Here is a 14,700-nt window from a genome sequence, read left to right as displayed (position 1 = left end):
GCCTCAAAAGGAACTTGCCGGCTTTCGAGATGAACCGGACCGATCGTCTCAACTGGAATCACGGTTGCGTCCGAAATCCTTTCTCAGCGGCGAACCGAGGGTCTCGGTCGGCCCGGTAAGCAGAATCCTTGGCAGGTGCAGTGGTGCGAAATTTGTCTAACATCCCGCGTTTGTCGATCGTCGTCCCTCATGGTGGTGATGGCGCGGCTTTCGAATCCTCGCTCGCAAGCGTATTGCAGCATCGCCCAGATGGGTGCGAGGTGATTGTGCCTCATGACGGGACCTATGACGACCCGTTTGATTTGGGCGACGAAGTTCGTTTTGTCGACAGTGGTTCGACCAGCGTCCTGCGCCAGATTTCCGAAGCCGCTGAATTGGCGATGGGCCGATTTGTTCACGTCGTCGCGGATGGCCACGTTGCGACGGAAAACTGGACCGACGCAGCTCTCGCACAATTCGAAGGCCACGAAACCGGTGTGGTCGTGCCCGTGGTCCGTGACTCGGAAACGCAACGCATCGAGCACGCTGGATGGCGAACCACCGCCTCATCCGCCTGCGGCCCAATCGGATTTGGCGAAAAACAAGTCGCTCGCAAAGCCGCTGCTCGCGTCGAAGGTGCCTTCCTGGCTGCATCGTTCTGGCGTCGTGATTTGCTTCGCAGCTTGTCGATCAGCTATCGCGGCACCGATACGATCGAAGCATCGCTCACTTATGGTCACTTGACCACGCAAGCCGGCTGGCGATGCGTCGTTGCCGAAGACAGCGTGATGAGTGTCGACTTCGAAACCGAAGTGCTCGACTACGACCTTCGCATCCACCAAAACCACCGCCGACTGCAAGCCCTCTCGGATCACCTCCGGAGTGGTGGATCAGCTGGATGGGGTCGCGGAGTGCAGCGTTTGCTCACAACCACACTGGCAGGCGGTATGCGTCCATCCAGTTTGGTCTCGGGCCTTCGACGCATGACCGCTCCGCTGGCCGGAAACGCAATTTCACGTTCCGTGCAAACGGCTGGCGTCCTGTCGGTGGACGACAATCCTGAAACGCTGCCGATGACCTCAGTGCATCGCGAACCGCTTCGGCGTGCGGCTTAACCAGACGATTTGCGCACCAGTTCAGCCGACACCCCGTACGATGGTCTTCCAAGACCATCGCTCAGTGCTCGGAAGCCCAGCCGACGACTCACTCGGGAACAATACGCAACACCAAGTTGTTGCGGTGGATGACGTTCTCGTAAGGGCGATGCCCGAGGATCCATTCGATTTGCTCGCTGGGTTTACCAGCGATTCGGGCCACTTCGTGGCTGCGATAGTTCGATAGTCCACGCCCGAACTCTTCGCCGTTGGGACCGACCAAGCGGACCACGTTCCCGTGGGCAAACGTCCCTTCCACACGCTGGATTCCAATCGCCAACAGGCTTCGGCCGTGCTTTTGGATGGCATCGACTGCGCCTTGGTCGAGGAACAACGTCCCGGCGACATTGGCGGAACTGCCAATCCAACGTCGACGTCCTTTGAGCGAACGCTTCGGAGGCACAAACAGTGTTCCGACGGCGTCACCCGCGAAAATTCGGTCGAGAACAAATTCCTCGGTACCTGATCCAATGATGGTGGGATGCCCGTGCGAGTTGGCCAGCTTGGAAGCTCGAAGCTTTCCGCCCATGCCACCTTTACTGACGGTCGAAACTTGATCGTCAACCAACGCCATCACACCATCGTCCACATCGTGAACCATGTGGATCGGCTGGCTGTCTTTTTCGTCGGGGTGACCGTCGTACAGTGCGGAAACATCCGTCAGCAAAATCAGCATCACGTCGTTGAATAGCCCCGCGACTTGCGCGGCCAAACGATCGTTGTCGCCGAAGGTCGTCTTCAGTTCCGAAACGGCGACCGAGTCGTTTTCGTTGACGACCGCGATCGCTCCCAACTCATCGATTCCGTTGAGCGCGTTTCGCACGTGTAAGTAACCGCTGCGACGACGAAGGTCATTTCGGGTCAGCAAAACCTGAGCGGCATGTCGACCTCGCTTCTGCAACGACTTTTCGTACGCGCCGATCAAATCGGCTTGTCCGATCGCGGCAATCGCCTGCAAAGATTTCAGGTCGGTGGGACGCTGCGGCAAACCCAGTTTGGCAACGCCGGCACCAACGGCACCGCTACTGACCATGATGGTTTGACGTCCGGTGTCGGCGATGCGGCAAAGCTGTTCCGCCAGTCGATCCACACGTTCGAGATCGAGTTTGCCGTCCGATGTCGTGAGAACTCGCGTGCCGACCTTGACCACCACGCATTTGGTTTCGTCGATGATCTGACGCCGAATGGCGAGATCGTTTGCTTCTGAAGATTCGTTCAATTTGTTGATTGCAATTCAGCCAGTTGGTGCATGTCGTCTTTCAAACTGCCGTACAGAGATCGGTAGACAGGAAAGAGCTTGTTGTAAGTGAGTTTCGCGGAACGATCCGCTTTGGTTTCGGCAGCCACTTCGATGGTCGCTTGGCACGCCTGTGCGATGTGCTTGTAAGCACCATCGCCGACTGCGGCGAGCAAGGCGACACCGAAGGCTGGTCCCTGCTCGACCTTCAAGGTCGTGATCTTTTTGCCGAACACATCGGCTTGCATCTGACGCCAAAAAACGTTCTTGCTGCCGCCACCGCTGGCGCGGATTTGGCGAACAGGAACACCGAGCGACTCGATGATTTCGAGGCTGTCACGCAGTGCAAATGTGATGCCTTCCATCACCGCTCGAGTCATTGCCGCTCGATCATGGGTGAGATTCATACCAACGAACGCACCGCGAGCGTTTGGATCCGCGTGTGGTGTTCGTTCACCGTTCAAGTAGGGCAAAAACAGCATCCCGCCACTGCCGGCGATTGCCTTTTCGGCTTCCGCCGTGGCGGCTTCGAACCGCTTCGCTGCGGGAACGCCCGCCAAACCTTGCACGACTTGATCTACCCACCATTGCAGCGAACCACCGCTGGTCAAGTTCACACCCATCATGTGCCACTTTCCGCGGACGGCGTGACAGAACGTGTGGAGTCGCCCGGAGGCATCAACGTTGGGTTCGTCACTGTGAACGAACATCACACCGCTGGTTCCGATCGACGTGCTCAGCAAACCTGATTTTACGATGCCGTTGCCGATCGCGCCAGCGGCACAATCGCCCGCACCCCCGACAACCTTGCACTGCGTCGTCAGCCCGAGAACCTTCGCGGCTTCCTTGGTCAGCGTGCCGGTGACGTCTTCGGACTCGACCACACGAGGCAAGAGGTCAGTCGACAAATCGAGCTTGCCGAGCAACTCCTTCGACCAATCGCGTTTCTTCACGTCCAAAAACAACGTGCCGCTGGCATCGCTGACTTCAGTGACATAATCGCCTGTCAGTCGCCGGCGGATGTCGTCCTTAGGCAACAACACTTTCGCGAGTTTGTCGAAGTTACGCTTCTCGTTGTCTCGCAACCAAAGCACTTTTGGTGCCTGGAATCCGGTCAGGGCCGGGTTGGCGACCATGCCGATCAGCTTTTCACGCGACCCAGCGGCGGACGTGATTTGATCACACTGATCTGCCGTGCGTTGATCATTCCACAACAATGCCGGACGAATCACATTGTCATCGCGGTCCAGGAAAACCGACCCGTGCATTTGTCCCGACAAGCCAATCGCTTTCACGTCGGCCTTGTCGACCCCCGACTTTTTCATCATCGCTTTAACGGTCTTTTTCGTCGCTGCCCACCAGTGCTCAGGGTCCTGTTGGGTCCAACCCGGTTTGGGTTGTTCCATGGGATATTCAGCATTCGCCTCGGCAACCACATGGCCGGTTTCGTCGATCAGCAGGGTCTTCGTGCCGCTGGTGCCAATGTCGATGCCGAGATAATGAGCCATATTGCGCTGCTTCAGTACAGTGAGATCAAAGACGAGGGGGATGAGAGCCGCTCCGATAAAGCGAACTGGCAGGCAGTATAACGCGTACTTGCGTTTTCAACCACGCAACCAACATTCAGAACGACGTCCCACGAGCCCCCACGATGTCTGCGAAAACTCGCCTCGCGAAGATTGAATCTGCCGATCGGGATGCGTCCCCAACCACCTCGTTCGCCGCGGGCGGTCCGAACCGGGGTGGCGACAATTTGCCTTCCAACCAAGCTCACGAGCCTGAATGCGCCCAGCCTTCTGTGTGGCGACGACGGCAGTGGTTGGCTTGGACGTCGGCCGCCGGAGTCGCCGTGTTGGCCGGTTGCCGCGAAACTTCCGTGAGCGACAAATCCGAATCGACTCCCGCCGTTCGCACCGACGTTCCGCTGCGTGTGGTTTGGACAGGAACCGATGCCGACGCCGACACACTGCGCCGAACGTGGCAATCGATCAGTGAGCAACCGCTGAAGATCACCGTCATCCCACCGCCAAGCGATTCGAATACCGGCGAATCGTCAGAACCATCGGGCGACAAACCGTCGATCTGGGCCGCCGCGGCGAAGGCGGATGTGATCGCCTATCCACTCAGCCAGCTCGGCGAAATGGTGTCGCGTGACCTCGTCATGCCACCGCTGAAAGCCGACACCGGCTCAAACGACGACACCGATTTCAGCGCAAACAAAGTGGATCCGCCCGCGGTCCGCGTGGCGACGACATACGGGCGAGAATTACAAGCCAAGTGCTTGGGTGGATCATTGCCCGCGATGCTGGTCGGCGAAAAAGCAACGAGCAAGGTATCGTCTTCATCGACCATCACTTGGCAAGCATTCGAGCAACTCGCCTCGGAATTCCCCGGTCAGGTCGCAGAGCCCACTGCGGAAGGCTGGGCCGGTGTTTCTTACTTGTGGCGGTTGGCGTCGGTCCTAACTGCCACTTGGTTGTTCGATCGCAACACGCTGGAACCGTTGCTGACGCAACCGGAATACGTCGATGTGCTGCGTCAAATGGTAGCCACCGCCGAACATGGCCCTGAGTCACCGATGACTCCCGGTGAAGTCTTCCGCAATGTCGGCTCCGGCAAACTGGTCGCTGGCATCGGGTTTCCACAAAACAAAACCGAACGGACCGACGCGGACGACGAAGCCGCTGCGACCAGCAATGTTCAAGTCGCCGCGTTCCCGATCGTCGAGTCCGACGTGGTCGATGCCGACGGGGTGAAGCTGGAACGAACCGGACGCGTCGTGTTTGCACCGCAAACCATCGTTGGATCTCTCGCCGCATCCTGCCGACAAACCGCGGCGGCCAATCAATTTTTGAAATGGCTGGCGGGAGGCGAAGGCAGCGAACCGTTGTACCGCTCGATTCCTGGATTACAGCATCCGACGTCCAGCTCATCCATCGATGACGCAGCCGGTGGGAACTATCAGCCATGGCTTCGATCGGCTTGGCAAAACCCAAACGTGATGCCGCCACTCAACCTGGTCGGCGGCGATCGATACCTCGCGACCTTGGACACCGAAGTACGCAAATGCTTGACAGGCGGCCAAACTCCTGAGGACGCTTGCGCCGCGATTTCCAAATCCTGGTCCGAACTGCACAAAGAGTACGGCGTGACCAAACAAAAGCGTTCATGGCAGCGGGCCCTCGGACTTCTTTGACAACCGATTGGCATGTTATGGCGAACGCACTGGTTTGGTTTCGAAACGACCTTCGAACCATTGACCACGAACCTTTCCTCCGCGCCTCGACTGCCGACCGTTGCTTTGCTGTTCACTGCATCGACCCGCGGCAGTTTGAAACAACCGAACTGGGATTCCAACGCACCGGACCATTCCGTGCCCGATTTCTGATCGAAAACCTTACGGACCTTCGTTCGCGGTTGCGTTCGCTCGGCGGGGAATTGATCGTGCGAGTCGGCCGTCCCGAAACGGTCTTGCAGCATCTTCTGCCTTCACTGGCAATCGACGCGGTTCATTTTCATCATGAACCCAGAACCGAAGAAGCCGACACGGCCGAGTCCGTCCAGCAACTTTGCGACCAGCATGGCATCGCGACTCACGTTGCCTATGGCGACACCCTGATCCATCCCGATGAATTGCCATTTGAGATTGCGGACACCCCCGAGCTTTTCACCGACTTTCGCAAGGAAATTGAAAAACAGTGTGAGGCTCGATCACCGCTCGAAGAACCAATTCGAATCCACGGTACGTTGCCGGAGGAAGTGAACGCCGGGGACATTCCAACGCTGGAATCACTTGGGCTATCGACACCGCCACTGGATGATCGTTGTCTGAATCAATTCACCGGTGGTCAAAACGCGGCGCAGCAACGGATGGAGGAATACATCTGGAATGAAGACCGCTTGCGAGTCTACAAAGAAACTCGCAATGGGATGCTGCATCCAAACGACTCCTCGAAGTTCTCACCTTGGCTCGCTCAAGGTTGCCTTTCACCGCGAATGATTGCAGATCACGTTCGTCGGTACGAAGAAGAACGCGTCAAAAACAAATCCACCTATTGGATGATCTTCGAGCTTCTTTGGCGTGATTACTTTCGTTGGATCTCTCGCAAACACGGCGCAACACTTTTTCGCGCCGGCGGTCTACGCGGGGTGAATGTCGATTGGAAATCTGATCGAGAATTGTTTCGCCGTTGGCAAGACGGAACGACCGGCTACCCGCTGGTCGACGCGAACATGCGAGAGCTGAGAACGACCGGATACATGTCCAATCGTGGCCGGCAAAACGTCGCCAGTTTTCTGACGAAGAACCTTGGGATTGATTGGCGGTGGGGTGCTCGTTGGTTTGAATCTCAACTGGTCGACTACGACGTCGCCAGCAACTACGGCAATTGGAACTATGCCGCGGGTGTTGGCAATGACGCACGCGGATTTCGATTCTTCAACATCACCAAGCAGTCCCGAGACTATGACAGCCAAGGCGAATACGCCAAACATTGGCTGCCCGAACTTCGCGACCTCGACGTGACCGAGATTCACGAACCGTGGAAGATGTCACCGGAGCGCCAACAGGAAGTCGGAGCCACGCTCGGAAAGGAGTACCCGCATCCGATCGTCGACCTGTTTGACTCCGCGAAGGAAAACGAAACCATCTACATGCGAGCCAAAGCCGCCAGCCACTGACTGACTAACGACTCAATACTCAAAACGCTTGAGATTTGGAAACATTGCTTCGAGTTCTTTAGCAGGCTCCTCTTCCAAACCGAGATTGGTAACGAACAACGTTTCCAATTCTTGCAGTGGTTTCAGTTGAGGCAGAGCGTCGGGTGAAACGCTTGTCTTGCCCAAGTGCAGCAACTTTAAATGAGGCAGCGAGACAATCACCGGGATCGCTTCTTCAGTGATGGCGGGGCAGTTGTCGACGTTCAAAACAGTGAGCGATGTCTTCCCTTCGAATGCTTTAAGCGACTCATTGTCGATCTTGGTGAGCCAAAGATTGATTTTCTCCAACCCCTCGATGTTCGCGATTGCGGGCATGCCTTCGGGACCAAAATCAGTTTCTGCCAACTCCAGACTTTCGAGCGGCAACTTTGATATTGGCTCAAATGCCTCGCCCGTGATCTTGGTGCCACGCAGATTGAGTTTCGTCAATTTGGGCAACGTCGAAATGGATGTGAGCGTTTTGTCCGTCACCGGTGATTTCATCAACGAGACATCTTGTAACTCGTTCAACTCAGCAAGCACACTTGCACCATCGTCGGTGACCGAAGTGTCCTGGAACGTGACCGCGACCAAGGCTGGCAAACCGGAAATCGATTTCGCTTTCGCGTCATCGAACGCCTTGCCATAAACTCGCAAACGTTTCAGATTAGGCAAGGCGGCTAATCGCAAAACCGTTCCGTCGGACCATGCCGCAGCGGGCATAAACAACTCGCTGACCGTGCTGGTATTGGAAAGCAGCTTCACCGCGCCGTCCAAATCCGACTCGGCAACTTCCCGAAGATCAACGACCACGACGTCGTCGCCTCGCAACTTCGTCTTGGCACCCGCGATATCATCCCAGGCCGTCGCCAAGTTTGCTTCCGCCAAATCATCCGCAGCGGATTGCTCGGCAGGTGGAAGCGGAATGGTTTTGGTGCTGCTGACTCCGCAACCGAGCGTTCCAATGAACAGGCTGCCGACCAGCAAGCTTTGTGCGAGCCGAACTTGTGTGAAATTCATCGGAACTCCGGTGAGTGAACTGTGAAATGTAAATGGAAGTTGTTGAAATCATGAACCACCACGACTCGGATGATCTCGACGATGCGAGCCAAACGCGACGCGACAAACGGATCGGCGAGGAATCACCCAGCGATCTGGTACCGGAGTGGCAGCGGTTGCTCAACGACGACCCGTTGCCGCAGGATGACAACTGGGACTCGCCCGACCCCACCGCCACGGACGCGGCACTGGATGGCACTTATGTCTGCGACAATTGTGGGGAGGAGATCGTGATTCCGCTCGACATCGCCGCTGGACGCGACCAACAGTATGTCGAAGATTGTCCGGTCTGTTGTAGCCCCAGCGTGATTCATGTCCATTTTGACGATTCCGATCACGCCGACGTGTGGGCGGAAGCCGAACAAGATCGCTATTGATCACCGTGCCCGCCTCTCACGCCATTTGACATCATCCCCCAATCCCAAACACCATGAAAATCGAAACCTGGCTAACGCCCAATGCCGCTGGTCAATCCGAACGAGCCCCCGCTTCGGTCGCCGTGGTCATCGATGTTTTGCGGGCGACCACCGTTGCAACGACCGCGTTGTCCGCTGGAGCCAAATCGATCACGACCTGCGGCGAGATTGAAGAGGCTTTCGCGATGAAAACCGCTGCGGATCCAGAAAACAAGCCATTGCTGTGTGGCGAACGGGGCTGCCAACCGATCGTGGGATTCGACTACGGAAATTCCCCAGGCGAGTATTCTCCCGCCGGTATCGGTGACCGCGATTTGGTGCTGACAACGACCAACGGAACCGCCGCGATTCAGGCTGCCCAAGAATGCGAACAGATGTGGCTGGCCTGCTTTGCGAACTTGTCCGCCGTCATTGATCGATTGGTGAAATGGCATGCGGCCAACCCCAACGAAGCAAGTTTCGCCAGGATTGTCTGTGCGGGGACAAACGGATGTGTGACCACGGAAGACGTGCTTTTGGCCGGGGCAATCATTGCGATGTGCCACCAACGACTGGCAGATTCGCCGCGTTTTTACGACGGTCCCATCGAGCTTTTGAACGATTCGGGCGCGATCGCACTCTCAGCATGGCAGCACTGCATCACGCACGATGGCGTGAACAGTTCCGAAACGCTGGCCGAACGGTTGAAACTGACCCAAGGTGGCAAAAACCTGATTGCCGCCAACTACGCCGGTGATTTGGTCGATTGCGGAAGCATTGACGTCTTTGAACTGGTTCCAACCAGGGACCAACGCTCCCCCGCCCGGTTCGTGGCAGGCTGATCCAAGACCACATTCGCTTCGAAAACGCATTCAGTTTGCCGGTTTTTTCGACTAAACTCAATCGTTGCGAAAACGACTTCCGATCCACTCACTTGTTCAATTTGTCACACTATGACGTTTGATTTGAAACGCTCTCTCCGCCCACTCGGCATCGCTGCCGTCTGCTCGATGGCAGCTGGGTCGATCCTCCCTTCCGGTGCCCCAATTACGGCGCATGCCCAAGACACCGCTGTCCATTCCAGCCAGGCGTCGACGGTTGGCATCGCGAGCGAAAAACCTGCCGAAGGTCCATCGGTTGATCTGGGCGATGGTCGGTTCATGGTTCCCTACACGGAAAAAATCCCGGGCACCGACATCACGTTCGAAATGATCCCGGTTCCCGGTGGCAAGTTCACGATGGGCAGCCCCGAGGATGAGGATCCACGTGGGGACGACGAAGGGCCAACCGTTGAGATCAACGTCTCGCCGATGTGGGTCGCAAAGACTGAAACGACTTGGGCGATGTACAAGGAATACATGCGAATGTACGCCGTGTTCAAATCGTTCGAAGCCGACGGTATCCGCACCGTCGACGAATCGAACCAGGCTGACTCGATCACGGCACCGACCGAGTTGTACGACCCATCGTTTACCTACGAATACGGCGAAGAACCGGAACAACCTGCCGTGACGATGACCCAGTACGCTGCCCAGCAATTCACAAAATGGCTGAGCCTGATCACGGACAATCAATACCGTTTGCCAACCGAAGCTGAATGGGAATACGCCGCTCGCGGTGGAACCCAGACCGCATACAGTTGGGGCGATAGCGCCGACGACATCGAAGAATACGCTTGGTACTTCGACAATTCGTATGAGGGCCCGGCTCACGTCGGAACCAAAAAGCCCAACCCGTTTGGCTTGCACGATATGCACGGCAATGCCGCTGAGTGGACCGTCAATGAGTATTCCGAAGAAGGCTACCAGTGGTTGAAGGAATCACCGGTCGACAATGCAATCGACGCGGTTCGTTGGCCTGAAAATCCTTGGCCATGCGTCGCTCGCGGTGGCAGCTGGGAAAGTGATCCACCGGAACTTCGCAGTGCCGCTCGATTGGCATCCGATGATGACGAGTGGAAGAACGAAGATCCAAACTTCCCTAAAAGCCCTTGGTGGTTCACCGACGATCCTTCTCGTGGAGTCGGCTTCCGTTTGTTCCGTTCACTGGAACCACTTGATCGCGAAGCCCTCAAGAACTTCTGGGAACCAACCGCTCTCGAAACCGTTGACGATGTCGAGAGCCGTATCTCCGGCGGTCGTGGCGGATGGGGCTTGGTCGACAAAGACCTTCCCGAAGCAGCCAAAGAATGATTCGGTAACAAAGGCACTTTGCACGGCGTGAATCTCATGTCGTGCGGCACAAGGCCCGAGTCCCCTCGGGCCTTTTTCATGCGCGCAGTGGTTTTTCTTTCCGAGCGTCATGGCGGAAAGTCTCCGCCACATTGGCCCAGACTCAACGATTCACTTGCCACTGGACTTGGTCCGACGCGTCACGCGCGTCGTAGATCGCTTTTGTCGTCGGCCATTCGGCTTCCTCTGAATCCTGAATCGTCAACGCATACGGAGCACGCCAAGCGGCCAACGCATCGACGTCACCGTACTTCACGATTCCGGGCACGAAGTGCTGATCATCCTGATGCTGCAGGTCCGCGAAACGGAATCCATTGACAGCGATCGTCGCATCAGCAAGGAACGGGCCGGCGATTGCCGCCGCTGGCAAGGCATAAGCAGCGGAACCTTCGGGTGCCACCAAGCTCACACCTCCCGGCGGGTCTTGGAAGGCAGCGATGACAGCCAAAACATCGCCGCATCGAGTGGCGGCTAACGGTCGATTGTAGCCGTAGGTGAATGCCGCCGACGCACGCCGCGGTTGTGGATTCGTTCGCTGCTTTCCTTCGGGAGCGTCCGTGGGCATTGCCGCAATGTCGATCACAATGACGGCTTTCGATTGCCGCAACTGAGCCGAAAATGCGTCCGACCACTCTGGAGTGTCCGTGGTCTCGTCAGCCGCCGAGTGCACCCAAAGAACCGTTCCACCGGAGGAGGCTTTGTCGCCTGATTGTGAGACCCACTTTCGAATTGGGATCTCACGCCGGCGAGCCTCATCGGTCACGACTCCAGAAACCAACGTCGCTCCGGAATCATGCTCGATGGGATCCGAGTATGACACTGACACACTCGAAGTCTCGGGGATAGGTAAATCGAACAGCGTTGCCAGAGCAGGGCGGACCGTTTGATCAAAACCGTTCTCAGTTGCCGACAGCCCAAGACAATCTTCGAGCAATTGCTGACTCTGGTTGTTCCACCAACCCAACACCGTTTGTTCGTGCTTCGGACCTCGCTGGGTTGGCGCAGGATGGTCGTCATTCCAAACCGCACCTTCGTCGTCAGTGATCGCAGGAAAATCAGTTTCGACGACGGGAGTCTCCAACCCCAAATTCAGATGTTCGTTCATCCATCCATACATGATCCGGCGAGTCACATAGTTGTAATTGTGTTTGAACTGCACCAATGATTCACACAAGACATGATCAGGATGATTCATCATCCCGTACAGTTGCTTCAGTTCGGGATACCCATCCGACATCATCTCGATGGTCCAGTCGTCCGCCGCCGTCATTCCCATCGGTTTGGGTGCCATCAACGCAGCCAATTCCACATTACCCGTGCCGATCCGAAGCAAGCAAGCGTTCTCGCAGGCACAACCGCCTTGCATGGATGTCGAGACCATTCCGTTGGGAAAGCTTGCCGCGATTCGAGGTTCCAATGCATCCAAAAGAATCGTTTGAGTCCCACCGCCACTGCCGCCAGTGACCGCCAAGCGATCCGGATCGACCTCGTCGAGGGATGCCAGAAAGTCGAAGGAACGCAACGCGTTGTAGGTCTGCAGGCCAAGAATGGATTGCAATCGAGCTTCGGCTGGTGTGCTGAAAAACAATTCAGGATCAGAACCGGCCGGAACATTTTCCTCGGGCCGAGTCGCGTGTCGACGATGAGCGAACTCGTAGCTGAGTTGCACGGAATCGGCATATCCAACCATGTCAAAGATGAACGACACACACCCCATTCGGGCCAACGTCGCGCAGCGAGCCAGCTTGGGATGACTGCCCGACTCCATGTACATCTCGTCGCCGCTTTCAATCAGCTGCTTCATCTTGTCAGCATTGTTGCGCATCATCCGACCACCGTGCCCGTGCGGGCAAAGCACTCCAGGTCGTTTTCCGTCCGAGTTCAATCCGCGGGCAACGCTGTCACCTGTCGGACGGAACAACAACCCAGTCACGAAGTGCCCGGGCAGACTTTCGAAGTAAACCTTTTCGATTTGGAAACCATCTCGTTTCACCACGGAATGGATGGTCGCCTTGATCGGTGGTCGTGGCAGCATTGGATGCAGCCCCGTTGCCATCGCAACTCGCGTTCGCAGTTGTTCCGCCCGTGATTCCCATTGCTCGAGCGTTTCAGGAACCTCAAACGGAAAATGCCCATCGAGCGTCTTCAGTTCGGGCAACGATTCGGAATTGACAGGTGCATCTGTGGCCGTTTCTTCGGCTCGCACGGCAGCGACGGGTAGCAACACGAATGTCACCAGCAGCGTGGCGACCCCGCCTCGAAACACCGGATGTAAAACGAGTTTCTTCGTCCGTAGAATTTTCATGTGGGATTCATCGGTAGGAGGGGTGCTGAACAGCGGAGGGAAGTCTGTGCATTGAGTTTAGGCTTCCAAAGCCGAAGCGATGCGATTTCGCATCCGCCCGACCGTTGGAAACATGGCCACCACGCCCAGCAAAGCGAACAGGGCGCACAACAAATTGACTGGCGATCGAGTCAAAAACATCATCACAAAGTTGATCGCCGCGGTGCCTTCCATGACCGCCTGCCCGATCAACCGAGCCGTTTGATCGGTCTGGCAAAAACGACTCAGAGGCAGTGGCATGGGTTCCCGTTCAGGCCATTGGGCCCAAGTGCGAGCGGAGGCGACTGCTCCATCGGCCGATTTCAATTCCGTCGCCGCCGCAGATCGCAACATGGCCGGTACCAGAAACGCGACCACCGTATTGGCAACCAAGGCCACCACGCCAATCAAAACAAAGATCGTTTGGTTCTCTTCCGGTGGTTCGTCTGCCCCGATCATCCAAAGGATCACGCCCATGAACACACACCCCATCGTCAATCCAAACGTGATCACCATTCCTTGGAACGCCCAACCGGCCAAGGTCGTGCCACTTGAATCCCTTGAATCGCTCAAGTCAGAATGCTGCATGTTCGGAGTGGAAGAAGGATCTGAATTCATTCGTCTTGTCGGGTGCGATAAGGTGTTGCAATGGATCATGATGTCGAGGACACAACACCAAGTCTAACCCTCAGCCAACTCGCCTGCATTGCGTCTGTACTACACCGATCATTTTGACCTGCCATTGCCCGAGGGGCACAGGTTTCCGATGTCCAAGTACCGTCTGTTGAGACAGCGGGTCGTCGAATCTGAACACCACCGAGACGACACGTTGATCGTCCCTCAAGCGGCAACTGACGAGCAACTTCTTCATTGTCACACACCGGACTATGTCCAGCGGGTTCAGTCGGGAACATTGACCAAGCAAGAAATCCGGCGCATCGGATTTCCGTGGTCCGCGAAAATGGTGGAACGTTCACGCCGAAGCACCGGTGCCACGATCTCAGCCGCTCGGGCTGCCCTCGATGAAGGAATTTCCGCCAACCTCGCCGGTGGCACTCACCATGCTTTCGCCGGCGAAGGCGAAGGTTACTGCGTGTTCAACGATGCCGCGGTTGCTATCCGGACGCTTCAGTCCGAGGGGCTGATTCAGCGAGCCGCGATCATCGATCTGGACGTCCATCAGGGCAACGGCACAGCGTCGATCTTGAAGGACGTGCCCAGCGTTTTCACTTGTTCGGTGCACGGGGTCAAAAACTTTCCCCTGCGGAAAATGCCCAGCGATCTGGATGTCAGTCTTCCCGACGGAACGGGAGACGACGACTACTGCGACGCGTTGCGATCCGTCCTCGCAAAACTGGAGAAACATCAAAGTGAATCAGGTCAATTTGACTTGGTCATCTACCTCGCCGGTGCCGATCCGTACAAGAACGACCGGCTGGGGCGACTGTCGCTGACGATGGACGGATTGCGACGAAGAGACGAGTTGGTGCTCCAGTGGTGTCATCACAACGATTTGCCGGTGGCAATCGCCATGGCTGGGGGTTACTCTGTAGAAGTCAAAGAGATCGTTGACATTCACTCCCAAACCTTACATATCGCCAAAGTTTGGTCACTGTCCCGTTGA

At 56.6% G+C, this 14,700-nt stretch carries 12 protein-coding genes; 7 read left to right on the top strand and 5 right to left on the bottom strand.

The features are described 5' to 3' along the window. Nucleotides 1–143 precede the first annotated feature (143 nt). A complete protein-coding gene (locus tag RB_RS24975; RefSeq protein WP_164922480.1) occupies nucleotides 144–1,094 on the top strand; it encodes a glycosyltransferase family 2 protein in 951 nt (316 codons plus the stop codon). A gap of 88 nt (nucleotides 1,095–1,182) precedes the next feature. Here the strand turns inward: RB_RS24975 and proB are convergent, their stop codons facing one another. Together proB and xylB are read right to left on the bottom strand one after the other, a co-directional pair. Continuing rightward, on the bottom strand, nucleotides 1,183–2,352 hold the full coding sequence (gene proB / locus RB_RS24970) for a glutamate 5-kinase (RefSeq protein WP_007331575.1): 1,170 nt from the start codon (nucleotides 2,350–2,352) through the stop codon (nucleotides 1,183–1,185). Next, nucleotides 2,349–3,878 carry a xylulokinase gene (gene xylB / locus RB_RS24965; RefSeq protein ID WP_011123533.1) on the bottom strand — a complete coding sequence of 510 codons (1,530 nt, stop codon included), beginning with the start codon at nucleotides 3,876–3,878 and terminating at the stop codon, nucleotides 2,349–2,351. The genes proB and xylB overlap by 4 nt, the downstream gene beginning before the upstream one ends. A gap of 143 nt (nucleotides 3,879–4,021) precedes the next feature. On the opposite strand from xylB, the gene RB_RS24960 reads away from it, so the two are divergent. Both RB_RS24960 and RB_RS24955 read left to right on the top strand, forming a co-directional pair. Beyond that, nucleotides 4,022–5,566 (top strand): ABC transporter substrate-binding protein, encoded by a 1,545-nt coding sequence (locus RB_RS24960; RefSeq protein ID WP_011123532.1) that lies wholly within the window; start codon nucleotides 4,022–4,024, stop codon nucleotides 5,564–5,566. A gap of 17 nt (nucleotides 5,567–5,583) precedes the next feature. Next, the gene (locus RB_RS24955) at nucleotides 5,584–7,050 is read left to right on the top strand and encodes a DASH family cryptochrome (protein WP_164922479.1); all 1,467 of its coding nucleotides are present in this window, start codon (nucleotides 5,584–5,586) and stop codon (nucleotides 7,048–7,050) included. Between the two features lie 12 nt (nucleotides 7,051–7,062). Here RB_RS24955 and RB_RS24950 read toward each other — a convergent pair whose 3' ends face one another. After that, the gene (locus RB_RS24950) at nucleotides 7,063–8,088 is read right to left on the bottom strand and encodes a leucine-rich repeat domain-containing protein (RefSeq protein ID WP_011123530.1); all 1,026 of its coding nucleotides are present in this window, start codon (nucleotides 8,086–8,088) and stop codon (nucleotides 7,063–7,065) included. Between the two features lie 50 nt (nucleotides 8,089–8,138). On the opposite strand from RB_RS24950, the gene RB_RS24945 reads away from it, so the two are divergent. The 3 genes from RB_RS24945 to RB_RS24935 all read left to right on the top strand — a co-directional run bounded on the left by RB_RS24945 (nucleotide 8,139) and on the right by RB_RS24935 (nucleotide 10,714). Beyond that, on the top strand, nucleotides 8,139–8,504 hold the full coding sequence (locus tag RB_RS24945; protein ID WP_231845965.1) for a CPXCG motif-containing cysteine-rich protein: 366 nt from the start codon (nucleotides 8,139–8,141) through the stop codon (nucleotides 8,502–8,504). 53 nt (nucleotides 8,505–8,557) lie between these two features. Then, a complete protein-coding gene (locus tag RB_RS24940; RefSeq protein ID WP_011123529.1) occupies nucleotides 8,558–9,364 on the top strand; it encodes a 2-phosphosulfolactate phosphatase in 807 nt (268 codons plus the stop codon). A 111-nt stretch (nucleotides 9,365–9,475) separates the two neighbouring features. Beyond that, nucleotides 9,476–10,714, top strand: a complete 1,239-nt coding sequence (locus RB_RS24935) for a formylglycine-generating enzyme family protein (RefSeq protein WP_011123528.1) — start codon at nucleotides 9,476–9,478, stop codon at nucleotides 10,712–10,714. 142 nt (nucleotides 10,715–10,856) lie between these two features. Here the strand turns inward: RB_RS24935 and RB_RS24930 are convergent, their stop codons facing one another. Beyond that, the gene (locus RB_RS24930; protein ID WP_011123527.1) at nucleotides 10,857–13,058 is read right to left on the bottom strand and encodes an acetylxylan esterase; all 2,202 of its coding nucleotides are present in this window, start codon (nucleotides 13,056–13,058) and stop codon (nucleotides 10,857–10,859) included. A 57-nt stretch (nucleotides 13,059–13,115) separates the two neighbouring features. Beyond that, nucleotides 13,116–13,694 carry a hypothetical protein gene (locus RB_RS24925; RefSeq protein ID WP_164922478.1) on the bottom strand — a complete coding sequence of 193 codons (579 nt, stop codon included), beginning with the start codon at nucleotides 13,692–13,694 and terminating at the stop codon, nucleotides 13,116–13,118. 148 nt (nucleotides 13,695–13,842) lie between these two features. Here RB_RS24925 and RB_RS24920 point away from each other — a divergent pair, with 148 nt between their 5' ends. Beyond that, on the top strand, nucleotides 13,843–14,700 hold the full coding sequence (locus RB_RS24920; protein WP_231845963.1) for a histone deacetylase family protein: 858 nt from the start codon (nucleotides 13,843–13,845) through the stop codon (nucleotides 14,698–14,700).

Origin of the sequence: Rhodopirellula baltica SH 1 (assembly GCF_000196115.1) — a bacterium.
Lineage (GTDB): Bacteria > Planctomycetota > Planctomycetia > Pirellulales > Pirellulaceae > Rhodopirellula > Rhodopirellula baltica.
Note: the sequence above shows the minus strand (reverse complement) of the source record. Positions and strands in the feature narration are given on the sequence as shown.